Consider the following 23,499-nt stretch of genomic DNA (forward strand, 5'->3'; position numbering starts at 1 on the left):
GATGCCGCGGAGGGCCCCTCAGGCGTACTCGACGTGGCAGGCGATGCGCTTCTCGGCGGCGCCCTGCGCCCCGGTTGCAGGCCCTTGCGCGTCGTGGCTTCGAAGGCCCACGTGCATGCGGGCGATCTCTCGCTTGCCCTGCAACGCATCGAGCCAGTGACCCGACAGGACCGGCAACAGCTGCTGCTCCATGAATGCGGCAAGCTGCCGGGCTCCCGTGTCGTGCATCGGGCATCGACCGATGACGTGGGCGATGAGGTCGTCCGCGTAGCTCAGATCGATCCCGTGCTGCTCTCCCATCCGGTCCGCGATGCGCTGCAGCTGCAGCGCGGCGATGCCGGCCATGACCGGCGTCGACAGCGGCAGATACGGCACCACCGTCACGCGACCGAGGAAGGCCGCGGAGAACACACGCCGCAGCGGTGCGGCCAGACCCGCGCACAAGGCATCGATCGAGGGCATCGACGCGGGATTGCCGCAGGCCTTCTCGATGAAGGCCGCGCCTGCATTGCTGGTGAGCAGGATCGTGGTGTGGCGAAAGTCGATGCGCTGCCCCTCGCCGTCCTCCATCCACCCCTTGTCGAACACCTGGTAGAAGACCTCGTGCACGTCGGGATGGGCCTTCTCGATCTCGTCCAGCAGCACGACGCCATGCGGCCGGCGGCGAACGGCCTCCGTGAGCACGCCGCCCTCGCCGTAGCCGACGTAGCCCGGCGGCGCGCCGCGCAGCGTCGCCACGCTGTGCGGTTCCTGGAACTCGCTCATGTTGAGGGTGAGGAGGTTCTGCTCGCCGCCGTACATCGCCTCGGCCAATGCCAGCGCGGTTTCGGTCTTGCCCACGCCCGAAGGGCCGGCCAGCAGGAACACGCCGACGGGCTTGCACGGATCCGTGAGCCGCGCGCGCGCGGTCTGGATGCGCTGCGCGACGATGTCGAGCGCACCCGACTGGCCGAGCACGCGCCGCTCGAGCGCGCATCGGAGCTGAAGCACGGCCGCGGCCTCGTCGGTGAGCAGCCGGCCGGCGGGAATGCCGGTCCACTCGGCGACGATCTTCGCGACCACCGCTTCGTCGACCTGGAGAAAGACCTGCGGCGCGCCTTGCTGGAGTGCCTGGAGTTCCTCCTCGAGCGCCGAGACATCGAGATGCGGAGGATGGTCCGGCTCATCCTCCCCCTCCTTTCTTTCTTCTACCCTCAGCGCCTGGATCCGCCGGACCAGCGCCTTCTCCCCCTGCCACTTGTTCTTCTGCGTCCGGAGTTCGTCGCGGATCTTCTCGAGCGACTCGCGCGCCGAGATCATTCGCGCGAGCCGGGTCTCGCAGCCCTGGGCGATCCGGGTCTCGTCGCGCAGCAGTTCGACCTCCACCGCGAGCGACGCGATGCGCTGCCGCAAGCCCATCACCGCGGGTGGCGGCACGTGCAGCGACATGGCGACGCGTGCGCAGGCGGTGTCGAGCAGGCTGATGGCCTTGTCGGGCAACTGACGCGACGGCAGGTAGCGCTGCGACAGCACGACGGCGGCACGCACCGCCTCGTCGAGCACGGTCACGCCATGGTGCGCGGCGAAGGTGGCCGCGAGTCCGCGCACCATGTCGATGGCGGCGGCCGCGTGCGGCTCCATGACCTGCTGCACCTGGAAACGGCGCGCGAGCGCCGGATCCTTCTCGATGTAGCGCTTGTATTCGCGCCAGGTGGTCGCGCCGATGACGCGCAACGCACCGCGCGCGAGCACGGGCTTCAGCAGATTTGCGGCATCTCCCGTTCCGGCCTGGCCGCCCGCGCCGACCAGCACATGCACCTCGTCGACGAACAGGATCACCGGCTGCGTCGACTGCACCGCCTCCTGCAGCAGCGACTCGAGCCTGGCCTCGAACTCGCCGCGCATGCCGGCCCCCGACAGCAATGCGCCGAGATCGAGGCTCAGCAGCCGTGCGTTGCGCAGCTTGGGCGGAACCTCGGCCCTGGCGATCGCCAGGGCGAGCCCCTCGACGACCGCGGTCTTGCCCACGCCGGCCTCGCCGGTGAGCAAGGGGTTGTTCTGGCGCCGACGCAGCAGGATGTCGGCCATGGCGCCGATCTCCTGGCCGCGACCGACGACGGGATCGATCCGGCCGGCGCGGGCGCTTTCGGTGAGGTCGGTGCAGTAGGTGGCCAGTGCCGAGGCCGCCGTGGTGGCGGACACCGCCATGGGGATGGCTTCGCCACGCGTCGTTGGCGTCGCGCGCGAGCCGTCGTGCGGTCCTTCCGTTGCCTCGGGCGAGCCCTTCACGAGCGCGAGCAGTTCATCGGGCTGCCGCTCGACCGCCAGCGCACGGAACGCGGACGAGATCTCGAACAGCACACGCCGCAGGTCCGGCGTCTGCAGCAGCGCGCGCATCAATTGCGCACCGCGGATGCAGGAAGTGCCGAACTCGAGGCTGGACAGGAGCCAGGCCCGTTCGACCGCGGCTTCGATGTGATGCGAGAAATCGCTCAACGACGAGGCACCGGCGGGCAGGCTCGAAAAGGCGTCGCCGAAGTCCTTGTCGAGCAACTGCGGGTCGATGCGATGGTGATGGCAGAGGCGATGCAGGTCGCTGTCGCCAGCCTGCCGAAGCTGGTGCAGCCAGTGCACGAGTTCCACGTGCGAATGGCCTCGCACCCTCGCGAATGCCGTCGCCGATTCGAGCGCGCGAAACAGCGTGAGGTCGAGCTTGCCGAACAGCGCGCGGCGGGACAGCGTCATGGCCGGCCCTCCCCGCGCTCGAATCGCATGCATGCCGGCACGAGACGATGCGCGGCTTGCGCGTGCGACGGCATCGATCGCTGCGTTTTGCTCTCCCTCATTTCACGCTCCCCTGGTCCTCGATGAGCGCGATTCTGTCGAGGGGGGCGCGTGTTTTTTCGTCCCCAGTTTCTAGCAATAGTTAAATGCGCACAGGCATAACTTCAACCGTGATCTTTGCCCCCAATGAGTCTTTCCGGACCGTCAAAAACGAGAAGCGCGCACCCAAAGAAAAAGCCCCCGGGGTTCGCGAGAACCCCGGGGGCTTGTGACTGTCGCTTCGGCGTTCGAGGACGCCGAGCGCGGGATCACATGTTGTCGATCATCACCTGGCCGAAGCCCGAGCAGCTCACCTGCGTGGCACCGTCCATGAGGCGGGCGAAGTCATAGGTGACCTTCTTGCTGGCGATCGACTTCTCCATCGCGCTGATGATCAGGTCGGCGGCTTCCTTCCAGCCCATGTGGCGCAGCATCATTTCGGCCGAGAGGATTTCGGAACCGGGGTTCACGTAGTCCTTGCCGGCGTACTTGGGCGCGGTGCCGTGGGTGGCTTCGAACATGGCGACGGTGTCGCTCAGGTTCGCGCCCGGGGCGATGCCGATACCACCGACCTGCGCGGCCAGCGCGTCGGACACGTAGTCGCCGTTGAGGTTGAGCGTGGCGATGACGCTGTATTCGGCGGGACGCAGCAGGATCTGCTGCAGGAACGCGTCGGCAATGCTGTCCTTGACGGTGATGTCCTTGCCGGTCCGCGGGTTCTTGAACTTCATCCACGGGCCGCCGTCGATGAGTTCGGCGCCGAATTCCTTCTGGGCCAGGGCGTAGCCCCAGTCACGGAAGCTGCCTTCGGTGAACTTCATGATGTTGCCCTTGTGCACCAGCGTGACGCTCGACTTGTCGTTGTCGATCGCGTACTGAAGCGCCTTGCGCACCAGACGCTCGGTGCCTTCCCGCGACACCGGCTTGACGCCGAGGCCCGAGGTGTCGGGGAAGCGGATCTTCTTGACGCCCATTTCCTCCTGCAGGAACTTGATGAGCTTCTTGGCCTTGTCGCTCTCGGCTTCGAACTCGATGCCGGCGTAGATGTCCTCCGAGTTCTCGCGGAAGATGACCATGTTGGTCTTGTGCGGCTCGCGCACCGGGCTGGGCACGCCTTCGAAGTACTGGATGGGACGCAGGCAGACGTAGAGGTCGAGTTCCTGGCGCAGCGCGACATTCAGCGAACGGATGCCGCCGCCGACGGGCGTGGTCAGCGGGCCCTTGATCGAGACGACGTAGTCGCGCACGGCGTGCAGCGTTTCCTCGGGGAGCCAGACGTCGGGACCGTAGACCTTGGTCGACTTCTCACCGGCATAGACCTCCATCCAGTGGATCTTCTTCTTGCCGCCGTAGGCCTTGGCCACCGCCGCATCCACCACTTTCAGCATCACCGGCGTGATGTCCAGACCGGTGCCGTCGCCTTCGATGAAGGGGATGATCGGCTGGTCGGGCACATTGAGCGAGTTGTCGGCGTTGACCGTGATCTTCTGGCCTTCGGTCGGGACTTTGATGTGCTGGTAGCTGGACATGAGGGGGAGAAGACTCCGGAGTGGCAGTAATTCGAGACGACTGTCTGCGAATTCAGACAGCGAGGGGGATTCGCTGTACAGCGCGCGAACAAATCGCTGTACATTTTAGACGCAACCCATCAGTGGGCGTTTGTCAACCTGCGGGCCGCCGGCCTCGTTAGTGCCTGACCTTCTGCTCGCCGGGAGGCGTTTCCAACCAATTCTCGATAGAGGAATCCATCAATGAGCAAACTTCTCGCAGTCATGATCGCTGGCCTGTTCGCAGCCGGCGCCTATGCCCAAAACCCGGCTGGCACCACCCCCGAGCAAGGGAACGCCAGCAACAGCAAGGCGCAACAACGCGCTGAAGCCCGCAAGGACGCACGTCCCGCTGGCAAGGTGGCCGCTCCCGCTGGCGACATCGCCAAGACGCCCGAAGGCGGCGCCATCGGCACCGACAAGGCTGCTACCTCCGGCGAGAAGCGCGCTGAAAGCCGCGACCAACGTCGTCGCAACAAGGACGGCAGCGTGAAGCGCAAGTCGACCCAAGGCGGCACGCCCCAGTAAGGATTCGTCCTCTTGAAAGAAAGCGCTCCATCGGAGCGCTTTTTTTTCGCCCTCATTCTTTGCTCATTCTTCCAGGGCCCGCACTGTCAACCGCAACGAATGCTTTCCGTTGAACACGCACCTCCACAGGGAGGTGGTCCATATCTAACAATCTCAAAGGATTTGTCATGAAGAAGCTGTTCGCTGCCCTGGTCGCCGGTCTCGTCGCATTCGGTGCCTTTGCTCAACAACCCGAACCCGCAGCAGCAGCTCCCGCCGCTGCCGCCACCAAGGCCAAGGCACCGGCCAAAAAGCACGCCGCCGCCAAGAAGCACAAGGCACGCAAGGTCGCCAAGGCCCACGTCGCCACCAAGAAGGCGTAAGCTAGCCGCCTTCACAGGCCATGCCCGCCAGGCCCGCGTCAGCGGGCTTTTTTCATGGGGCCGGGCACGGCCTCTTTGTATGGAAGAGTCTGAAAGAACCCCGATGCTCCAGCGTTTTGCCGCCCTGTTGGCCTTCTCCGTCGCCGTTTCCGCCACCCTGCTCGCACCGGCCCACGCCCAGCAGGAACCTCAAACCAACCTCCCGCGCACCAAGTTGTCGATCGGCCTGTACACCATCGATGCGCAGATCGCCCAGGCGCCGGTCGAGCGCCAGGTCGGCCTGATGTTCCGCAAGGAGATGCCGCAGGCCGAAGGCATGATCTTCGTGTTCGAGCAGCCGGCCACCCAATGCTTCTGGATGCGCAACACGCTGCTGCCGCTGACGGCTGCCTTCGTGGCCGAGGACGGCCGCATCGTCAACCTGGCCGACATGAAGCCCCAGACCGACGAGTCGCATTGCTCCGAGGAGCCGGTGAAGTACGTGCTCGAGATGAACCAGGGCTGGTTCAAGAAGAAGAACATCAAGAAGGGCGCGAAGATCACCGGCGAGTTGTTCGCCGCGGGCAAGCGCTGAGTCCCGCCGCATCCGCACGCCGCCAACCGGTACCGGTTGGCCCAGCAAAAAGCCCCGCGTGCGGGGCTTTTTGCATGAAGGCACCGTGATGGTGCCTTGCGTCGATCTCAGCCGAAGTTCTTTTCGGCGAAGCCCCAGTTGACCAGCTTGGCCAGGAAGGTCTCGACGAACTTGGGACGCAGGTTGCGGTAGTCGATGTAGTAGGCGTGTTCCCAGACGTCGACCGTCAGGAGCGCCGTGTCGGCGGTCGTCAGCGGCGTGCCGGCGGCGCCGGTGTTCACGATGTCCACGCTGCCGTCGGCCTTCTTCACCAGCCAGGTCCAGCCCGAGCCGAAGTTGCCCACGGCCGACTTCACGAAGGCTTCCTTGAAGGCGTCGTAGCTGCCCCACTTGGCATCGATGGCCTTGGCCAGCGCGCCGCTCGGAGCGCCGCCGCCTTGCGGCTTCATGCAGTTCCAGAAGAAGGTGTGGTTCCAGATCTGGGCGGCGTTGTTGTAGATGCCGCCGCTGGACTTCTTGACGATGTCTTCGAGGGGCATCGACTCGAACTCGGTGCCCTTCTGCAGGTTGTTGAGGTTCACCACGTAGGCGTTGTGGTGCTTGCCGTAGTGGTACTCGAGGGTCTCCTTCGAGTACTCGGGTGCCAGCGCGTCGAGGGCGTACGGCAGGGGTGGGAGCACATGTTCCATGGTTTTTTCTCGTGGGTTGGTTGTGGGGAATCGATGATTCTAGAAAGGAATCGTGGCACTCACGTCGGACGCGTTCCCGTCGGGCCGCGTGACACGACGGTCAGATCGACGGAGCCATCGGACAGGCGGGCAACGACGGCATCGCCGGGTGCGAGCGCCTTCGCGCTGACGACGGCGCGCCCGTCGGCGTCGGTGATCCAGGCATAGCCGCGCTGCAGCACGAGCGCGGGATCGAGCAGCCTCAGCCGCAGCGCGACGCGCTCCAGGCGCTCGCGGCGCTGCACCAGCGCGCGCTCGAACTTCGCGGGGAAATCGCCGGCCAGCGCCTGGGCCGCCTGCGATTGCCGCTGCGTCCTCGACAGCACTGCATAGTGCAGGCGCTGCGCATGGTGCGCGAGCCGCAACTGCTGACGCGCGACCAGCGACGAAGGACGACCGAGCCGGCCCGCGGCCTGGTCGAGCCGCTGGCCCAGCACGTCGAGCCGCGCGCCGATGGCGTGGTCGAGGCGCTCCTCGAGCAGTGTCAGGGCATCGAGCCACAGCGCCTGCGGCGCGCTGACCAGCTCGGCCGCGGCGGTGGGCGTGGGCGCGCGCAGGTCGGCGCAGAAATCGGCAATGGTGAAGTCGGTCTCGTGGCCCACGCCGCTGATCAGCGGCACCGGGCTCTGCACGATGGTGCGCGCCAGGCTCTCGTCGTTGAAGGCCCAGAGGTCCTCGATCGAGCCGCCGCCACGCACCAGCAGGATGACGTCGACCGCCGGCTGCAGCGCATAGAGCGATTGCAGCGCGCGCACCAGCTCGCCGGGCGCGCCGGCACCCTGCACCGCCGCGGGCGCCACCGTCACCGGGATGTGGGGCACGCGCCGGCGCAGCGCGGTCACCACGTCGTGGAGCGCCGCGGCGCCCAGCGAGGTGACGACGCCGATGGCGCGCGGCATCACCGGCAGCGCGCGCTTGCGCGCCGGATCGAACAGGCCCTCGGCCTCGAGGCGCGCCTTGCGCTGCAGGAACTGCTCGAACAGCGCGCCCTGCCCGGCCCGGCGCAGGCTCTCGACCACCAGTTGCAGGTCGCCGCGCGGCTCGTAGACCGCGAGGCGCCCGCGCACCTCGACCTGGTCGCCGTCGCGCGGCGAGAAATCGAGCAGGCCGGCCGCGCGGCGGAACATGGCGCAGCGCAGCTGGCCCGATTCGTCCTTGAGCGAGAAGTAACAATGTCCGCTCGCCGCGCGCGAGAAACCGGAGATTTCGCCGCGCACGGAGACCGGATTGAAGCGGGCATCGAGCGCGTCGGCGACCGCGCGGCACAGCGCGCCGACGGCCCACACGCGCGGTCCGGCGGCCGGGTTCGGGTCATGCAAGTTCACAGAACCGCCGAATCGTGATTTGCCACTCTTCCACAACGGGTGCCGTGGCTCGGGTGCCAGGCCCCGGGGGTCGGACAATTGCACGGTTTCTCGTGCAAGTTGTTGATTTCATTTAAAAAAGCGGTGCCCAAAATTCAATCGATCCAATGGAAAGCCCAGTTGGCGCGGCTCGCGGCGACTTGCGCAGCGGGTTAATCACAAAGTTATCCACAGAATCTGTGCGTCTTGGCCGACACGCAAACAAGCGCTGTGGCGATGGTGGCTCGGTGGATAATCGCCGCGCATTGACAGCCTACGGGGCCGGAGGATTCCTTGTTTTCCATCATAGTTGCTGCAGGTTGGCCCATCTGGCCGCTGCTCGCTTGCTCGGTGATCGCACTCGCGCTTGTTATAGAACGTTTCACGAGTCTCAAGACGGTGAAGGTGCTTCCGCCCAAGCTGCTCGAAGAAACCATCACGGTGTCGCACAACGCGGTGCCGGGGCCCGACGTGGTGACCAAGCTGGAAAACAACTCGATGCTCGGCCAGGTTTTGGCCGCCGGGCTTCGCGCGCTGAACGCCAATCCGCGCTGCACCGAGGACGACCTGCGCGCCGCCATGGAGGCCTCGGGCCGCACCGTGGCGCTCCGGCTCGAGCGCTACCTGCCCGCCCTCGCCACCATCGCCTCGGCCGCTCCGCTGCTCGGGCTGCTGGGCACGGTGATCGGCATGATCGAGATCTTCGGCTCGCAGTCGCCGACCAGCGGCGCGGTCGGCTCGGGCAATCCGGCGCAGCTCGCGCACGGCATCTCGATCGCGCTCTACAACACCGCCTTCGGCCTGATCGTCGCGATCCCGACCCTGATCTTCTGGCGCTATTTCCGCAGCCGCGTCGACGAGTACCTGCTGAACCTGGAACTCTCGGGCGAGCGCTTCGCGCGCCATCTCAACGCGCTGCGCAAATGAGGGCGCGCACCGCCGCCATGGCCGCCGCCGGGAGCGCCCGGTGAGCCGCGGCCGCATGCAGTTTCGCCACGGCGCGCGCGACGAGCCCGAGATCAACCTGATCCCGTTCATCGACGTGCTGCTGGTGGTGCTGATCTTCCTGATGCTGTCGACCACCTACAGCAAGTTCACCGAGATGCAACTGCGGCTGCCGACGGCGGACGTGGACGCGCAGCGCGACTACCCCAAAGAAGTGATCGTCGGCGTGTCGGCCGACGGGCGCTATTCGATCAACAAGACGCAGCTGCCCGACCGCAGCGTCGACACCGTGGCGGCGGCGCTCGCCGCGGCCGCCACCGGCGGCAAGGACAGCGTGGTGATCATCAGCGCCGATGCCAGCAGCCCGCACCAGGCCGTGGTGACGGTGATGGAGGCCGCGCGCCGCGCGGGCCTGATGCAGATCACCTTCGCCGCCCAGTCGACGGCGCAAGCCGGGCACTGAGTTGCCGTCGCAGGGGCGCAACGGCACCGACGCCGGCGCAACCGCCTCCCGGCTTCGGCACGCCTGGCTGCGGCGCGGCCCGCTGGCGATGCTGCTGTGGCCGCTGTCCCTGCTCTTTCGCACCCTGGTGGCGCTGCGCGCGCTGCTCTATCGCCTCGGCTGGCTGCCTACCGAACGCGTGCCCGTGCCGGTGGTGATCGTCGGCAACGTGATCGCGGGCGGCGCGGGCAAGACGCCGGTGGTGATGGCGGTGGTGCAGCATCTGCGTGCGCGCGGCTGGCGGGTGGGCGTGGTGTCGCGCGGCTACGGCCGGCATACCGACGACTGCCGCGAAGTCCTGCCCGACAGCGATCCACGCGAGGTCGGCGACGAGCCGGCGCTGATCCGTCGCAGCACCGGCGCGCCGGTGTTCGTGGCGCGCCGCCGCGCCGAGGCCGCGCGCGCGCTGCTCGCGGCCCATCCCGCCACGCAGCTCATCGTGAGCGACGACGGCCTGCAGCATCTGGCACTGGCGCGCGATATCGAAGTCTGCGTGTTCGACGACCGCGGCATCGGCAACGGCTGGCTGCTGCCGGCCGGCCCGCTGCGCGAACCCTGGCCGCGCGCTTGCGACCTGGTGCTGCACAGCGGCGAGCATCCGGCCTTCGCCGGCGGCTTCACCGCCACGCGTCAGCTCGCGACCTACGCGGTAGCGAACGACGGCACCCGAACGCCGCTGGCCTCGCTGGCTGCGCGCCCGGTGACGGCGCTGGCGGCGATCGCGCGGCCCGAAGCCTTCTTCGAAATGCTGCGCGCGCAAGGCATCGAACCCGAGCGAACCATCGCCCTGCCCGACCACCACGATTTCGCCGACTGGCACGACGACCTGCCGGCCGACCACCTGCTGCTGTGCACCGAGAAGGACGCGGTCAAGCTCTGGCGCAAGAGGCCCGATGCGCTGGCCGTGCCGCTGCTGTTCACCCCCTCCGAAGCCTTCCTCGCGGCGCTCGACGCAAAGCTATCATCGACCGATGGACACCAAGCTGCTTGAACTGCTCGTCTGCCCCGTCACCAAGGGCCCCCTGACCTGGAATCCCGAGAAGCAGGAACTCTGTTCGCGCAGCGCGCGCCTGGCCTATCCGGTGCGCGACGGCATCCCGGTGCTGCTCGAGAACGAGGCCCGCACGCTGTCCGACGACGAGCTCGGACTGTGAGCTTCACGGTTCTGGTGCCGGCCCGGCTGGCGTCGACGCGGCTGCCCGACAAACCGCTGGCCGACATCGCCGGCGTGCCGATGGTGGCGCGCGTGGCGCAGCGCGCGGCGCAGTCCGGCGCGGCGCGTGTCGTGGTGGCGGCGGACCATGCCTCGATCCTCGCCGCCTGCCAGGCCCACGGCGTGGAGGCGATCCTCACCCGCCAGGACCATCCGAGCGGCAGCGACCGTCTCGCCGAGGCCTGCGAACAGCTCGGCCTCGATGGCGACGCGGTGGTGGTCAACGTGCAGGGCGACGAGCCGCTGATCGACCCGGCGCTGATCGACGCCGTGGCCGCCGCGCTGCTCGCGCGGCCCGACGCCGCGATGAGCACCGCGGTGCATGCCATCGATTCGGTGGCCGACTACCTCAATCCGAACGTCGTGAAGGCCGTGCTCGACGCGCAGGGCAACGCGCTCTATTTCAGCCGCGCGCCGATTCCCTGGTGGCGCGACGGCGCCGCGCCGGGCGTGCCGCCCGCGCAGTTGCCCTCGCCCGCGCCGCTGCGCCACATCGGCATCTACGGCTACCGCGCGGGTTTCGTGCGCCGATTCCCCGCGCTGCCGCCCTCGCCGCTCGAAGGCATCGAGGCGCTCGAGCAGTTGCGCGCGCTGTGGCATGGGCACCGCATCGCGGTGCATGTGAGCGACGCGGCGCCGGGGCCGGGCGTGGATACGCCGGAAGACCTGGCGCGGGTGCGGGCGCTGTTCGCCTAGACGCGCGACCGGGTTCAGGCGCGGCCGGCCAGCTTTTCCAGGTAGGCCGCGGCCTTCTCGAAGCCCAGGTCCGCCGCCGCCCGCAGATCCGCACGCCCGCGCGCTTCGTCCCTGGGCACCCCCTGCGAGGGAAGCTGGCCCAGCCGCATCAACCCCACCTGGTAGAGCGCCAGCGGATGCCGCTGATCCGCGCTGCGCAGGAGGAACGGAACGCCCCGGACCAGATCGCCGAGCCCCTTCTGGTGGTGCTCGAACAGACGGTACGAAGCCAGCCCGTCACCCGCCTCGGAGGCGAGCTCAGACGCTTTCAGCGCCGTTTCGTCCAGAAGGAAGCGCGTCGCGCCGGTGATCGGATCCACGTTCATTGCGCCTTTCTCGTCAAGGGCATCGCCGATGCCGCTTCTGCGGCTTGAAGCGCCGCATGGTCCCCGGGTTCTTCGTGTCCGGCAAGGCCGGGTTCGCCGGATCGCGGGGCGCGGGCAGCAAGGCGCCGTTCGAGTAGTACCACAGCAAGGTGTCCGGGGCCCGCACCGTCGCGCCGAGTTCGTTGGCGAGTTGCTGGGCATAGCTGGCCGAACCGGCACCGGTGGAGCATGACAGCAGGTCGACGCCCATGCCCTTCTTGTACTTGGAATGGGCCCGGATCTCGTCGGCGATCTCCTGCACGGTGAGGGGGACGTTGTTGCAGTCATGAAGCGGCGTACCGTGGCCGCCCACCGAGATCCGCTTGGGGTTGTCGGGCACCAGGTCGGCGAAGCCGCAGATGCTCTCGTGCGAGGGAAAGTGCTTGATGTCGACCAGCCCGAGCGGATCGACCCACCCCGTCGGATTGGGTGCATACGCGAACAGGTTGATGCCGCCCGAGAGCCCCATCGGGTCCTGGCTGGCGAACCGGCCGCAATCGGGGTCGTAGTACCTGAAGCGGTTGTAGTGGAGGCCGGTCTCGTCGTCCCGGTACTGCCCCTGGAACCGCAGGTTCTGCACCACCTCGCCCTCCTCCTGGCCGGCGAGGCGCTCGGCATGTTGCTCGAGCCGCCAGGTGTTGCCCCAGGCCTTGTAGCTGGTGCGCCAGAGGATCTCGCCCGCCTCGCTGCTCAATTCGCGCGGCGTGCCGAGATGGTCGTTGTGGTAGTAGCGCGCGCGCCAGTCGGCCAGCCGCGCAACCGTCGCGCCGGTCTGGCCATCGTCGTGCGCCTTCCCGTCGTCGGGCGCGGCCTCCGCCTCGCCCCGCGCCACCGCACGGATGCGCCGCTGTTGCGCCAGCATCCGTTCCATGAAGACGGCCTGCGACTTTCGCGGCTGCCACTCCTCGTCGCCGGCAGCGTCGGCCGCCACCGGTGCCGCGGGCATGGCCGGGGGCTGCTGTGCGGCCGAGGCATCGCTCACGATCTGCGCCAGTGGAACGAAGCCGTCGCCCTCGTAGAGGTAGACGATCCGTCGGCTGCCGCGCAGCTCGCCGCACAGACGGTTGCCGTCCCAGTCGAACAGGGTCTGGCCGAAGCGGTCTGTCTTGCGGATGCGGCGGCCGAAGGCGTCGTAGGCATAGTGCGTGACCAGCGGCGCGGCGCCCGCGTCGCCGCCGCGGGTGACGACGGTGCGCTGGAGCCGGTGCTCCACGTCCCATTCGAAGCGGATCGCGGTGTGCTTGCCGATGCGCTTCTCGATCACGTTGCCATGGCTGTCGTAGCGGTATCGCTTGTCCTCGAAGACCTCGACGCGGTTGTCGCGCACGAGGCCCGCAGAGCTGCCCGCGGGCGCATCGGCCGCCAGCAGGTTGCCCGCCGGATCGAAAGCGAAGCGTTCGGCGAGGTCCGGCTGCGCGGCGGCGAGCAGGCGGCCGACCGGATCGTAGGCATAGCGCACGGCACCATGGCGCGCATCCATCGACTCGGACAGATTGCCGGCGCGGTCGTAGGCGTAGCGGCGCCGCAGCACCGCCAGCGACGGCCCCTCGATTCCATCGGGCCCGGCCTGCGCCTCGGCGGCCCAGGCGGTCTGCTCGGCCAGGCGCCCCGCCGCGTCGTAGCGATAGCGGCTGTGCAGACGACCCTGGCTGCGGGCCGTCTCGCGGTGCAACGAATCCCGCTCGATGTCGCAGACCACGCGTCCGTCGATGTTGACCTGGTGCAGATGCCCCGAACCGTAGTGCAGCCAGTTCAGCGTCCGCCCGTCGGGCAGGAGGGTCGACACACGATGGCCCAGCGGGTCGTAGCGGTGGCGCCAGCGGGCCTCGGGGCCCATGCCGGTACGGCTTTCCTCGATCAGTTGCCCCACCGCATCGAACACGAAGCGGCTGCGGCTGCCCGCGTCGTTGACGGCCTCGACGAGCCGGCCGGCGGCGTCGTGGCGGTAGCGCGTGACCTTGAACTGGGGCCGGCTCACCCCATCGGGCCCCACCGCGTGGCCCGCGACCTCCTTGCGAACCAGTCGTCCCGCGGCATCCCGCTCGTAGTGCGTGACGATCGCATGCCCGGGCAGCGCGGAACTCGGGGCCACCTCGTCGGCCAGGCCGAATCCCCACGGGTCCTCGTAGGTCGGGGCCGAGCGCTGCCGCGGCAGCCCGCCCCGGCCCGCGCCCTCGCGCTGCTGCTCGAGCGCCAGGCGGCGCGCGAGCCGCTGCCGGCGGTCCAGGCAGCCCAGCTCGATCCTGGCCAGCATCAGGCCGCTGGGGTCGTAGCGGCGCCGGACGTGCCGGCCGTCGAATCCGGTCTCCTCGACGATGCGGTCGAGCGCGTCATGGACGAAGTCGTGGCGCACGGCGTTCTCGTTGTAGAGGGCGACCAGCCGGCGGGCCTTGTCGTACTCGTAGCGCAGCTCGTGCCCCAGCGCGTTGCGCCGCAGCACCGGCAAGCCGTCCACGGCCAGCTGGTACTCGGTGCGCCGCCCCAGCGCGTCCACGTGCTCGACCAGGCGTCCCGCCGCGTCGTAGACCTGGCGTTCGCAGGCGCCGTCGGCGTACTGCACCGACAGCAGCCGCCCGAGGCTGTCGTGCCGGTAGGAGGTGGTCTGCCCGAGCGGGTCGGTCACGCTCGCCAGGTAGCCCCAATCGTCGTAGGCATAGGACGTCGCGAGGCCCGAGCAATCGACATGGCGAACGATCCGGCCGGCCGCGTCGTAGGCCATGCGCCGTGTCTTGCCCAGCGCGTCGACGATCTCGACGGGAAGGCCGCGCCCGTCGTACGCGTAGCGCGTCTCCTGCCCGAGCGCGTCGACGGTCGCCACCACGTTGCCGCGCTCGTCATGGCGATGCTCGATGGTCGCGCCAGCCGGGTCGACGATGCGGCTGGGCAGCCCCAGGCGGTCGTCGTAGGCGACCCAGGTCACCAGCGACTCCTGCGCGGTGGGGCCGGGCTCCTGGATGCGCGTCGGTCGGCCCTGGCCGTCGTAGGCGTAGCGCCGGGTGCGGCCCGCGGGATCGGTCTGTGCCAGCAGCATGCCGAAGGCATCGAGCTCGCGCCGGGTCCGCCCGCCCATCGCGTCGACGGTGCCGATCCATTCTCTGTGCTGGTTGAATTCGTAGACCTCGACGCGGCCCAGCTGGTCCCGCACGCGGGTCTCGCGCCCGGCGTACTCGAAGCGATAGGACTCGCCGTTGTCGGCATCGCAGCGCAGCACCTTGCCGCGCGGCGCGCAGACGTCGTATTCGTAGCGCACCCGCATGCCGTCGGGCCGGGTGTGCGAGACCATCATGTGCTCGATGTACTCGAACTCGCGCGCGACATGGCCGCTGCGATCGACGACCCGGACCAGGTCGCCCTCGGCGCTGTAGTCGTAGGTCACCAGCGTCACCGGCGGCTGGCCCGCCGTGCGCTCGAGCGCGACCCGGCGGATTCGCACGGCCCCGCCGGCCAGCGTCTCGAAGACCGGCAGGAACGCCCTGCCGGCACTGTCCTCGATGCGCACCGGCAGGCTCTGCGCGCCATAGCGAATGCGCAGTGCGTTGTCGTTGCGGTCGACGATCGCGTCGAGCAGATAGCGCGTGCCGGCCTTCCCGAAGACCAGGCGCGGGCTGCCGGCGGGGCCGAGCAGTTCCAGGTGGTCCGCGTCGGGCGCGCTCAGCGCGAATTGCTCGAACTCGTTGTAGTGGCGCCCTCCCGGCGCGAGCAGGGGGAACATCACCTCACGGCCGTATTCATCGATCAGCACGAGCCGCCGCCCGCCGGGCGTGCGCCGCGTCTCGATGCGCGCGTCGAGCTTCAGCGCCCATCCCTGGCCGAACCAGCCCGAACGCGCATTGCTCGAGGTGTAGGTGCGCTGCCAGACCAGCGGCATGAGCGCGGGCAGCTCGAAGTCCAGCTCCATGCCGTCGGCCAGCACCTTGCAACCCAGCACCGGGTTCACCGGATGGGCCACGAGCGGGCACACCACGCACGGCGGCGATCGTCCATCCCCCGGCGTGCTCGAGTCCTCCCCATCCGCCAGCCGGCGCGGATGCGGCTCGCCGCCCTCGTGCGGCCGCTCCTTGTGCTTCTTCTTGAACTCCTTGAGCTTGCGGATCGCCGCGGCGATGTCGTCGCCCTTGGTGATGCCGGCCTTGGCCATCAGCTGCGCGGCCTTGGTCGCGCCGCCGGCCGCGGCGCCCACGCCGGCCGTGGCCAGCGAGACGGCCACGGCTTCCGCCGTCTGGCCGAGGATCACGCCCACGGCCTCGCAGCCCTTGCCCTGCTTGACCATCTCCTCGACCTGGGCCGCGATCTCGCAGAGCTGGTCCTGCAGCATGTCGGCCGCGAAGTCGAGCAGGTCGTCCATGGTGATGGAGCCGTCGCGCAGGCCGTTGATCACGCCCACCACCTGCTTGCCCGCCTCCACCGCCTGGGTGCCGAACTTCTGCAGCCCGTCGACCGCGCTGCCCATCGAGCCCAGCGGATCGGAGAAGAAGGCCTTGATGCCGCCCCACACGCTGCCGAGCATGTCGCCCACCGCGGCCACGTCGCCGGTGATGGTGTTCCAGGCGCCCGAGAGCACGTCCTTGCCGCAGCCCGCGGGGTCCGCGAACATGCGGTCCTTGCTGGCCACGCCGAGCGCGGCCATGTTGGTCTTCATCTGCTCCCAGCAGGCCTTGTCGGCGATCGCCTGCTCGGGGTTGATGCTGGTGTAGACCTTGGCCGGCGCGTTCCCCTTGTTGATGGTGCCCGTGTGGCCGTTGAACACGGCCAGCCCGCCGTCGATGTGCAGCGTCTGCGACCACTCCTTGGGCTCGAACTCGTCCATGTACGTGCCCGACATGACGCCCTTGCCCTTGCCGGCCTCGCCGCCGCGGCTGACCGGCACGCGCGAGCGGTCGAGGAAGTACTCGTTGGTGCGGCCGTCGGAACGGTTGGCGGTCTTCACCGACTCGTCGAAGTACGAGATCGTCCAGTAGGGAACCGGCACGCCCTTGTCGGGCTTGAGCGGCGTGTATTTCCAGTCGGGCGCCTTGGCCAGCGCGAAGTGTTCGTGGCGTTTCTCCGCCTGCTCGGGTGCGGCCATGCGTTCAGCGCTCCATGATGCTGAGGCTGGCCTGCGACCAGTCCTGCGCGCCGGTGGTCAGCCGCCAGACCAGCGCCAGCGTGCCCTGGTCGAGGTCGATGTGGAGCGTCGACAGGTCCATGTCCAGCGGCACGACGATGCCGTCGTGGTCCGCCATCAGCGCGGTGGCCTTGAGCGCCGGCAGCCGGAAGCCGCGCACGGCCTCGAACAGGCCCTCGAGCTCCACGTCCTCGTCGCCGCGCAGGTAGCCGTTGGTCTGCTGGTCGTCGGGCGCGCAGTTGAAGTAGCGCAGGTCGAAGTCGCGCGGCAGGTGCGGCGCGACCTGCTTGCGCCAGGCCTCGTCGGTGGTGCCGATGCGCGAGACGCGCGGCTGCCAGTCGCCGGGCACGGGCGCGAAGTTGAGGGTGCGGTAGTGGCGCCCGGGCGCGGCGGCCAGCGTCTCGTCGGGCGACAGCAGCTGCGGCGCCGGCCATTCGCGGTCGCGCTCCCAGCGCTCGCCGCGTTCGCCGCGCCGCCGGCCGCCGAAGCCGACGCCGACCGGGTTGGCGAGCCAGGCATCGCGCGGCGCGTCGTCGCCGCTCGGGTGCTCGCCGCCGAAGGCATGCTCGTAGAGCAGCGGCACGCCGCGCACCGGAGAGGGATGCGACAGCTCCCAGCCTCCCATGGCGCGGTAGCGCCAGTGGCGCGGCCCGGTGATCTGCAGCGACTTGCGCAGCGCCCCCACCTGCACGTGCGCGAGCCAGCCATGGGCCGGTTCGCCGCCGGGCGCCCTGGCCTCGCCGGTCACCAGCACGTCGGTGCGCTCGCGAAACGGGATCAGGTCGCTGGGCTGCAGCAGGCTCGACGCGCCCGGCTCGCCCGCGTAGCGGTCGGCCATGTTGAGCGGCGGCTGTTCCTCGAGCGGCGACAGGCCCTGGGCCGTGATCGCGAAGGTGGCCTTGGCGGCGAGGCTGTGGTATTCCTTCTCGTCGTACAGCTCGGTGTCGAATCCAAAGGCGGGGTACGGGGTCTCGTTGATCAGGGCGATGGCCATCGTCAGTTCATGTGGATGTGCTGGCCGTCCATGTCGACGACGGTGGCGCCGTTGACCTGGATGCGGTCGCCGCGGATGGCGATGGTTCCGTCCGACTTGAGCGTGATCGACGAGGCGCCGCACACCAGCGTGAGCTCGTCGCCGGCCTGGTGCACCATGGTGCTGCCCGCGTTCACGCTGACCGTCTTGCCCGAGCTCAGCGAATAGCTGGTGCCCACGGTGGTCGCGTAGCGGGAGCCGACGTTGTGCGTGTGCAGGAAGCCCACGTTGCTCATCCACGTCGCGCCCACGTTGAGGTTGTAGGCCGCGCCGATGTTGGTCATCTGCGCGATGCCCACGTTCTTCAGGCTGGTCAGGCCGATGGTCTCCTGCTTGTTGGAGCCCACCGTGAGGTTCTGGTTGACGCCGATCTTCACCTTCTCGTTGTTGCCCACCGTCTCCGTGCGGTTGACGCCGATCTTGATGGTCTCGTTGAGGCCGACGTCCTCCTTGCGGTTCTCGCCGATCGAGATCGTCTCGTTCTGGTCCACCCGCTCGTTGCGGTTCTTGTGGATGGTGATGCGCTCGTTGCCGTCGACGGTCTCGGTGCGGTCGTTGTGCACCGTGATGGTCTCGTCGTGGTCCACCGTCTCGGTGCGGTCGTGGCCCACGTGCACCGTCTCGTCGTGGTCGATGGTCTTGGCGCGGTCGTGGCCGACCCAGTGCGTCTCGTCGTGCTCGACCTCGATGTCCTGGTTGCGCTCGGCATGCAGCCACACCTGCTCGGCGCCCTTCTTGTCCTCGAAGCGAAAGGCGTTGGCGTTGGCGTCGGTCGCGCCTTCGGAGCTGCGCGACAGCAGCCCGCTCTGCGTGGCGTTGGCGGGCAGCTCCCACGGCGGCATGTTGTCGGCGTTGTAGACCCGGCCGGTGACGATCGGCCGGTCGGGGTCGCCGTTCTCGAAGTCGACGATCACCTCCTGCCCGATGCGCGGGATCTGGATGCCGCCGAAGTTGGTGCCGGCCCAGGGCGACGACACGCGGATCCAGCACGAGCTGTTCTCGTCCTTCGAGCAGGTGCGGTTCCAGTGGAAGCTCAGCTTCACGCGGCCGTACTGGTCGGTCCAGAGCTCGCGCCCGGCCGGGCCGGTGACGATCGCGGTCTGCGGTCCCGTGGTGCGCGGGCGCGGCACGGTGGGCGCGTCGGCGCGAAAGACCTTGCTGGTCGGAATCACCTCGAAGTCGACGCGGCACTCGAAGCCCTGCTGGTCGCTCGCGTCGCCCACGTCCTGCAGGTGCAGCCGCGCGTCGGTCACGAGGTACTGCCGGTTGGCCTCGTCCTGCGGATGGCGCTCGAGCTCGAGCAGGCAACCGGGCACCACGGCGCGCAGGTTGCCCGAGCCGCTGGCGCGCTCGCCGCCGACGCCGGCCTCCTGCATGCGCACGCGCGCCAGCTGTTCGCCCTCGGACTCGACCATGTAGTCGCCGGGCCAGCCGTAGCGCTCGCGGTCGCTCTGTGCGGTCTTGCGCGGCATCGCGCTGACCTGCTGCAGCCGCGCCTTCGGCCGCTGGAAATCGAAGTCGTCGGTGACCCAGCGCCCGCTCTGCAGGCATTCGGCGGCCTGGAAGCTGTCGCAATGCTCCTCGGCGATGGTCTCCTCGGCGCCGCGGAACGGCACCTTGCGGTAGGCGGCGTTGGCGTAGGGCTGGTGCGAGGACATGTCGTCCACGATCACCAGCTTGTGCGAATCCTCGGCGTGCTCGAAGTAGTAGTACAGGCCCCACTCGTGCAGCAGCCGCGCCACGAAGTCGTAGTCGCTCTCGCCGTACTGCACCTGGAACTCGCGCGCCGGGTAGCTCTGCGTGGCGCGCAGCTCGAACGCGAAGCCGTAGCCGCCGAGCACCTCCTGCACGATCTCGAGCACGCTCTTGTTCTGGAAGATGCGGTAGTCGCTGCTGCGCACGGCCAGAGTCAGCCAGGGCTCGATCACCGCCTCGTAGAGGGCGCGACGGTTCTCCAGGCGCAAGAAGCGCATGCGCGTCACCAGCCCGGAAATGTGCCGCTTGCTGCCACCCGCGCCGGGGCGGCCGTCGAGCACGATGTGGGCCGTGAGCGTCTCGCCCACCATCGGCTTGATGTTGACGTTGGCCGCCTGGCGTGGGCTGTGGCCCGGGGTTTCGGGCGTCGCGAGCACCAGGCTGTAGCGGAAGAGCCGGCTCAGCCCCTCCTCGCCGTCGATGGACACCGGCTGGAGGGCAGGCCGGCCTCCGAGCGTGGGCATGGTCGCACAGCTGGCGTCGAGGATGCAGCCGGCCTGCGAGGAAGCAATGGGCATGAAGTTGGATGGGTCCCGTGATGCGATGAGGCGCCGGATCGTGGACACGATGGCGTCATCTTTGTTTCTTCTTTTAACTTTCCGGATCAGTCTACGAAGAGCTGCCTTTGGGGGTCAAGAAGTCCTAAGTACTGCTTTTCCGCCATCGGCGCCTTCGGTGTCCGGCGAAATTGTTCACGGGGCCGCGTGCTATCCTCGACGCAATTCCGTCCGCCGCACTCTGTCTTTATCGAGGGCTGCGTGCGCGACGCGACACAAATCCAAGAACCCTCCGAGGACACCATGAGACTGATTTTGTTGGGCGCGCCCGGGGCGGGCAAAGGCACGCAGGCGGCCTTCATCTGCCAGAAGTACGGCATTCCGCAGATCTCCACCGGCGACATGCTGCGTGCCGCCGTCAAGGCCGGCACGCCGCTGGGCCTGCAGGCCAAGGCCGTGATGGATGCGGGCGCGCTGGTCAGCGACGACCTCATCATCAATCTCGTGAAGGAACGCATCGCCCAGCCCGACTGCGCCGAAGGCTTCCTGTTCGACGGCTTCCCGCGCACCATTCCGCAGGCCGACGCGATGAAGGCCGCTGGCGTCAAGCTCGACTACGTGCTCGAGATCGACGTCCCCTTCAGCGACATCATCGAACGCATGAGCGGCCGCCGCTCGCACCCGGCCTCGGGACGCACCTACCACCTCAAGTTCAACCCGCCCAAGGTCGAAGGCAAGGACGATCTGACCGGCGAGGAGCTGATCCAGCGCAAGGACGACGAGGAAGAGACCGTGCGCACGCGGCTCGACGTCTACAGCCAGCAGACGCGTCCGCTGGTCGACTACTACTCGGCCTGGGCCAAGGCCGATCCGGCCGCCGCGCCGAAGTACCGCGCCATCCAGGGCGTGGGCACGGTCGAAGAGATCACCCAGCGCGCCCTGGCTGCACTGAGCAGCTGAGCCCCGGCTCGAATCGCAAGCCGCGTGCGGGCCCCGGGGCCCGCGACGCGGCTTTTTCTTTGGGCCCCGGCTTCAGAGCAGCGCGAGCGTCAGCGCGATGCGCGCCTTGACCGGCGTCAGCGCGCCCGCGTCGGGCAGCGTGTCGCCCAGCTTGGCCAGGATGCGTCCCTGCGTGCAGCGGGTGGCGCGCAGCACCGCGATGCCGGTCGCCTGCGCCTCGAGCGCCGCCGCCTCGAGCGCGTGGTGCAGCGTGCCGTTGCCGGTGGTCGCCAGCACGAGGCCGCGCAGCGGCGAACTGGCGCCGCCGTCGGCGCGCAAGGCACGGATCACCGCACCGCTCGCGCCCGCGTGGCTCGTCACGATCTCCACGCGCGGCCACGCGGCTTCGTCCTCGGGCAGGCGGTCGAGGGCCGCATCCGTTTCCGAAACCGGCCAGTCGCGCACGCGCCGCACCGCGCCCTCCTCCACGTAGCCCAGCGGCCCCGCGTCGCCGGCGTCGAAGGCATCGAGCCGGTAGGTGTGCACCTTCTGCACGTCGAAGGCACCGAGCACCGTGCCCGCGCACACCGCGCTCACGCCCTGCGCGCCCGGCGTCGCGGCCACGGCGATCGCATCGCGCACGTTCTGCGGACCGTCGGGCGACAGCGCGGAGGCCGGGCGCATGGCGCAGGTCAGCACGATGGGCTTGCGCGGCGCCAGCACCGACTGGAGGAAGAAGGCGGTCTCCTCGAGCGTGTCGGTGCCGTGGGTGATCACCACGCCGGCCACGTCGGGCTGCGCGAGCCAATGGGCGCAGCGCAGCGCCAGCGCGCGCCAGATCGCGAAGGACATGTCCTTGCTGTCGACCTGCGCCACCTGCTCGGCCGCCAGCGTCACGCCCGCGGGCGCCTCGATGCCGCCGAGCAGGTCGGCCACGCCCACCTCGCCGGCGGTGTAGCCGATGTTGTCGCCACTGTTCGCCGCGCGGCCCGAGATGGTGCCGCCGGTGCCGAGCACCACCACGCGCCGTGGATTCGAGAGGGATGAATTCACCATGGCTTGCCAACTTTGAAAAACTGGTTAAAAATACAGGTACTGGATGTTCAGCCAGTGCCGCAAGGAACCACCATGCAGTTCGCCGTGAAGCTTACCGCCCGCCAGCAGCAGATCCTCGATCTGATCCAGAGCGCCATCGCCCGTACCGGGGCGCCGCCCACCCGCGCCGAAATCGCGAGCGAGCTGGGCTTTCGCTCCGCCAATGCCGCCGAAGAGCATCTGCAGGCCCTGGCCCGCAAGGGCGTCATCGAGCTCGTGAGCGGCACCTCGCGCGGCATCCGCCTCAAGGGCGATGCGCTGCGCTCGCTGGCCGAGTCGCGCAACAGCCAGTTCTCGCTGTCGCTGCCCGGCATGGCCCAGCTCGCGCTGCCGCTCATCGGCCGTGTCGCGGCCGGTTCGCCGATCCTCGCGCAGGAGCACGTCGACCAGACCTACTACGTCGAGAACACGCTGTTCCAGCGCCAGCCCGACTACCTGCTCAAGGTGCGCGGCATGTCGATGCGCGACGCCGGCATCATGGACGGCGACCTGCTCGCCGTGCAGGCCACCAAGGAAGCGCGCAACGGCCAGATCGTGGTGGCGCGCCTCGGCGACGAGGTGACCGTCAAGCGCCTCAAGCGCAACAAGCAGGTGATCGAACTGCACGCCGAGAACCCCGACTACCCGACCATCGTGGTCCAGCCCGGCGAACCCTTCGAAATCGAAGGCCTCGCGGTCGGCCTGATCCGAAACACCATGCTGATGTAGGCACGCCGAGCCGGCTGGGCGGTCCGTATCGCCAAGCCGCCTCGCGGATCCGCATCACGCATCCCCCATCCGGTCGCCGCAGGTGGCGGGCGTATGGCGCTTTGTCGCCATCACCCTGCTGCGCCCGATGACAACGAATCCTGCCTGTGTTCAACCTCAAACCTTCTTGGAGTTCACATGGGAATCGCCCTCCTCACCTTCGTCGATCTTTGGATGCCGCTGCAGTCGCTCGCGAGCCGCTGGCTGCCCGCCCGCCCCGTACACCGTCGCGATGACGACCTCTGTGCCAGCGAGTTGCGCTATGTGTCGATACGGCCGTCGCGCGCCGCACGCGGCGACAGCGGGCACAACGCCATCGCACCCGCCGCCGTGGCGCAGGCGCCCTCGCGTCCGCTGCGGGTGGTGCGCCTCGTCGACCGCCAGCAGGGTGGCGCGCGCAACAGCAACCGCGTGGTGATCTCGGGCCGGATGGCGGATGTGTGCGCCGAGCTCGACCGCCTCGCCGCGCTCGAGGCGCTCGAAACCGCCGCCGTGTCGGCCCGCCCCGTGCACCTGCACTGAGGGAGCAAGGCTCGGCTCGCGCGGTCGCTCGATCGCGTGGGCACGACGCCTCGGGCCCAGGGGCGCCACGGGCCAACATCGCCCTTTGCCCATTCTTCGCGGCCCTTCTTTCGCCTTTGCCCCGTTTTCGCCCTTCGCGGGCCTCGGGGCCGTATCCAAACGT

Annotated in this window: 20 protein-coding genes; 11 read left to right on the plus strand and 9 right to left on the minus strand. The window is 68.7% G+C overall.

Going from position 1 to position 23,499, the window contains the following annotated elements:
- Positions 1–18 precede the first annotated feature (18 nt).
- Both tssH and icd read right to left on the minus strand, forming a co-directional pair.
- Complete coding sequence (tssH, locus tag INQ48_16840) at positions 19–2,724, minus strand: type VI secretion system ATPase TssH (GenBank protein ID QRF55094.1); 2,706 nt, start codon at positions 2,722–2,724, stop codon at positions 19–21.
- A 347-nt stretch (positions 2,725–3,071) separates the two neighbouring features.
- The gene (gene icd / locus INQ48_16845) at positions 3,072–4,331 is read right to left on the minus strand and encodes an NADP-dependent isocitrate dehydrogenase (protein QRF55095.1); all 1,260 of its coding nucleotides are present in this window, start codon (positions 4,329–4,331) and stop codon (positions 3,072–3,074) included.
- 222 nt (positions 4,332–4,553) lie between these two features.
- On the opposite strand from icd, the gene INQ48_16850 reads away from it, so the two are divergent.
- The 3 genes from INQ48_16850 to INQ48_16860 all read left to right on the plus strand — a co-directional run bounded on the left by INQ48_16850 (position 4,554) and on the right by INQ48_16860 (position 5,813).
- Positions 4,554–4,877: a cell envelope biogenesis protein TolA gene (locus tag INQ48_16850; GenBank protein QRF55096.1), complete on the plus strand. Its 324-nt coding sequence runs from the start codon at positions 4,554–4,556 to the stop codon at positions 4,875–4,877.
- 167 nt (positions 4,878–5,044) lie between these two features.
- Entirely contained in the window at positions 5,045–5,239 is a 195-nt protein-coding gene (locus INQ48_16855; GenBank protein ID QRF55097.1) for a hypothetical protein, read from the plus strand.
- Positions 5,240–5,342: 103 nt separating this feature from the next.
- Complete coding sequence (locus tag INQ48_16860; GenBank protein QRF55098.1) at positions 5,343–5,813, plus strand: DUF192 domain-containing protein; 471 nt, start codon at positions 5,343–5,345, stop codon at positions 5,811–5,813.
- A 107-nt stretch (positions 5,814–5,920) separates the two neighbouring features.
- On the opposite strand, the gene INQ48_16865 is transcribed toward INQ48_16860, so the two are convergent.
- Both INQ48_16865 and xseA read right to left on the minus strand, forming a co-directional pair.
- A complete protein-coding gene (locus INQ48_16865; GenBank protein ID QRF55099.1) occupies positions 5,921–6,502 on the minus strand; it encodes a superoxide dismutase [Fe] in 582 nt (193 codons plus the stop codon).
- A gap of 59 nt (positions 6,503–6,561) precedes the next feature.
- A complete protein-coding gene (gene xseA / locus INQ48_16870) occupies positions 6,562–7,866 on the minus strand; it encodes an exodeoxyribonuclease VII large subunit (GenBank protein ID QRF55100.1) in 1,305 nt (434 codons plus the stop codon).
- A 312-nt stretch (positions 7,867–8,178) separates the two neighbouring features.
- Between xseA and INQ48_16875 the strand changes: the two genes are divergently transcribed.
- The 5 genes from INQ48_16875 to kdsB are packed head-to-tail and all read left to right on the plus strand — an operon-like array spanning position 8,179 to position 11,240.
- A complete protein-coding gene (locus INQ48_16875) occupies positions 8,179–8,811 on the plus strand; it encodes a MotA/TolQ/ExbB proton channel family protein (protein QRF55101.1) in 633 nt (210 codons plus the stop codon).
- Positions 8,812–8,866: 55 nt separating this feature from the next.
- Positions 8,867–9,292, plus strand: a complete 426-nt coding sequence (locus tag INQ48_16880; GenBank protein ID QRF60769.1) for a biopolymer transporter ExbD — start codon at positions 8,867–8,869, stop codon at positions 9,290–9,292.
- A 1-nt stretch (position 9,293) separates the two neighbouring features.
- Positions 9,294–10,322, plus strand: coding sequence for a tetraacyldisaccharide 4'-kinase (locus INQ48_16885; GenBank protein ID QRF55102.1), 1,029 nt, complete (start codon positions 9,294–9,296; stop codon positions 10,320–10,322).
- Entirely contained in the window at positions 10,303–10,485 is a 183-nt protein-coding gene (locus INQ48_16890; GenBank protein QRF55103.1) for a Trm112 family protein, read from the plus strand. The genes INQ48_16885 and INQ48_16890 overlap by 20 nt, the downstream gene beginning before the upstream one ends.
- A complete protein-coding gene (gene kdsB / locus INQ48_16895) occupies positions 10,482–11,240 on the plus strand; it encodes a 3-deoxy-manno-octulosonate cytidylyltransferase (protein QRF55104.1) in 759 nt (252 codons plus the stop codon). Before INQ48_16890 ends, kdsB begins: the two co-directional genes overlap by 4 nt.
- Before the next feature lie 14 nt (positions 11,241–11,254).
- On the opposite strand, the gene INQ48_16900 is transcribed toward kdsB, so the two are convergent.
- The 4 genes from INQ48_16900 to tssI are packed head-to-tail and all read right to left on the minus strand — an operon-like array spanning position 11,255 to position 20,054.
- On the minus strand, positions 11,255–11,599 hold the full coding sequence (locus INQ48_16900; GenBank protein ID QRF55105.1) for a sel1 repeat family protein: 345 nt from the start codon (positions 11,597–11,599) through the stop codon (positions 11,255–11,257).
- A 19-nt stretch (positions 11,600–11,618) separates the two neighbouring features.
- The gene (locus INQ48_16905) at positions 11,619–16,709 is read right to left on the minus strand and encodes an RHS repeat protein (GenBank protein ID QRF55106.1); all 5,091 of its coding nucleotides are present in this window, start codon (positions 16,707–16,709) and stop codon (positions 11,619–11,621) included.
- Positions 16,710–16,713: 4 nt separating this feature from the next.
- Positions 16,714–17,742 carry a DUF2169 domain-containing protein gene (locus INQ48_16910; protein QRF55107.1) on the minus strand — a complete coding sequence of 343 codons (1,029 nt, stop codon included), beginning with the start codon at positions 17,740–17,742 and terminating at the stop codon, positions 16,714–16,716.
- A gap of 2 nt (positions 17,743–17,744) precedes the next feature.
- Positions 17,745–20,054 (minus strand): type VI secretion system tip protein VgrG, encoded by a 2,310-nt coding sequence (gene tssI / locus INQ48_16915; GenBank protein ID QRF55108.1) that lies wholly within the window; start codon positions 20,052–20,054, stop codon positions 17,745–17,747.
- A gap of 282 nt (positions 20,055–20,336) precedes the next feature.
- Here tssI and adk point away from each other — a divergent pair, with 282 nt between their 5' ends.
- The gene (adk, locus tag INQ48_16920) at positions 20,337–20,993 is read left to right on the plus strand and encodes an adenylate kinase (protein QRF55109.1); all 657 of its coding nucleotides are present in this window, start codon (positions 20,337–20,339) and stop codon (positions 20,991–20,993) included.
- A 72-nt stretch (positions 20,994–21,065) separates the two neighbouring features.
- On the opposite strand, the gene INQ48_16925 is transcribed toward adk, so the two are convergent.
- Entirely contained in the window at positions 21,066–22,028 is a 963-nt protein-coding gene (locus INQ48_16925; GenBank protein QRF55110.1) for an asparaginase, read from the minus strand.
- A gap of 72 nt (positions 22,029–22,100) precedes the next feature.
- Between INQ48_16925 and lexA the strand changes: the two genes are divergently transcribed.
- Together lexA and INQ48_16935 are read left to right on the plus strand one after the other, a co-directional pair.
- Positions 22,101–22,775 (plus strand): transcriptional repressor LexA, encoded by a 675-nt coding sequence (gene lexA / locus INQ48_16930; GenBank protein QRF55111.1) that lies wholly within the window; start codon positions 22,101–22,103, stop codon positions 22,773–22,775.
- A 177-nt stretch (positions 22,776–22,952) separates the two neighbouring features.
- Entirely contained in the window at positions 22,953–23,336 is a 384-nt protein-coding gene (locus INQ48_16935; GenBank protein ID QRF55112.1) for a hypothetical protein, read from the plus strand.
- Positions 23,337–23,499 lie beyond the last annotated feature (163 nt).

This window comes from Variovorax paradoxus, assembly GCA_016806145.1.
In the GTDB taxonomy this organism is placed as follows: domain Bacteria; phylum Pseudomonadota; class Gammaproteobacteria; order Burkholderiales; family Burkholderiaceae_C; genus Variovorax.

Coding starts and splice junctions, on each gene's coding strand:
- INQ48_16925 (QRF55110.1), bottom strand. CDS start 22,028: ATGGTGAATTCATCCCTCTCGAATCCACGGCGCGTGGTGGTGCTCGGC.
- lexA (QRF55111.1), top strand. CDS start 22,101: ATGCAGTTCGCCGTGAAGCTTACCGCCCGCCAGCAGCAGATCCTCGAT.
- tssI (QRF55108.1), bottom strand. CDS start 20,054: ATGCCCATTGCTTCCTCGCAGGCCGGCTGCATCCTCGACGCCAGCTGT.
- INQ48_16910 (QRF55107.1), bottom strand. CDS start 17,742: ATGGCCATCGCCCTGATCAACGAGACCCCGTACCCCGCCTTTGGATTC.
- INQ48_16890 (QRF55103.1), top strand. CDS start 10,303: ATGGACACCAAGCTGCTTGAACTGCTCGTCTGCCCCGTCACCAAGGGC.
- INQ48_16850 (QRF55096.1), top strand. CDS start 4,554: ATGAGCAAACTTCTCGCAGTCATGATCGCTGGCCTGTTCGCAGCCGGC.
- icd (QRF55095.1), bottom strand. CDS start 4,331: ATGTCCAGCTACCAGCACATCAAAGTCCCGACCGAAGGCCAGAAGATC.
- INQ48_16865 (QRF55099.1), bottom strand. CDS start 6,502: ATGGAACATGTGCTCCCACCCCTGCCGTACGCCCTCGACGCGCTGGCA.
- INQ48_16855 (QRF55097.1), top strand. CDS start 5,045: ATGAAGAAGCTGTTCGCTGCCCTGGTCGCCGGTCTCGTCGCATTCGGT.
- INQ48_16860 (QRF55098.1), top strand. CDS start 5,343: ATGCTCCAGCGTTTTGCCGCCCTGTTGGCCTTCTCCGTCGCCGTTTCC.
- INQ48_16880 (QRF60769.1), top strand. CDS start 8,867: ATGCAGTTTCGCCACGGCGCGCGCGACGAGCCCGAGATCAACCTGATC.
- adk (QRF55109.1), top strand. CDS start 20,337: ATGAGACTGATTTTGTTGGGCGCGCCCGGGGCGGGCAAAGGCACGCAG.
- INQ48_16905 (QRF55106.1), bottom strand. CDS start 16,709: ATGGCCGCACCCGAGCAGGCGGAGAAACGCCACGAACACTTCGCGCTG.
- INQ48_16935 (QRF55112.1), top strand. CDS start 22,953: ATGGGAATCGCCCTCCTCACCTTCGTCGATCTTTGGATGCCGCTGCAG.
- tssH (QRF55094.1), bottom strand. CDS start 2,724: ATGACGCTGTCCCGCCGCGCGCTGTTCGGCAAGCTCGACCTCACGCTG.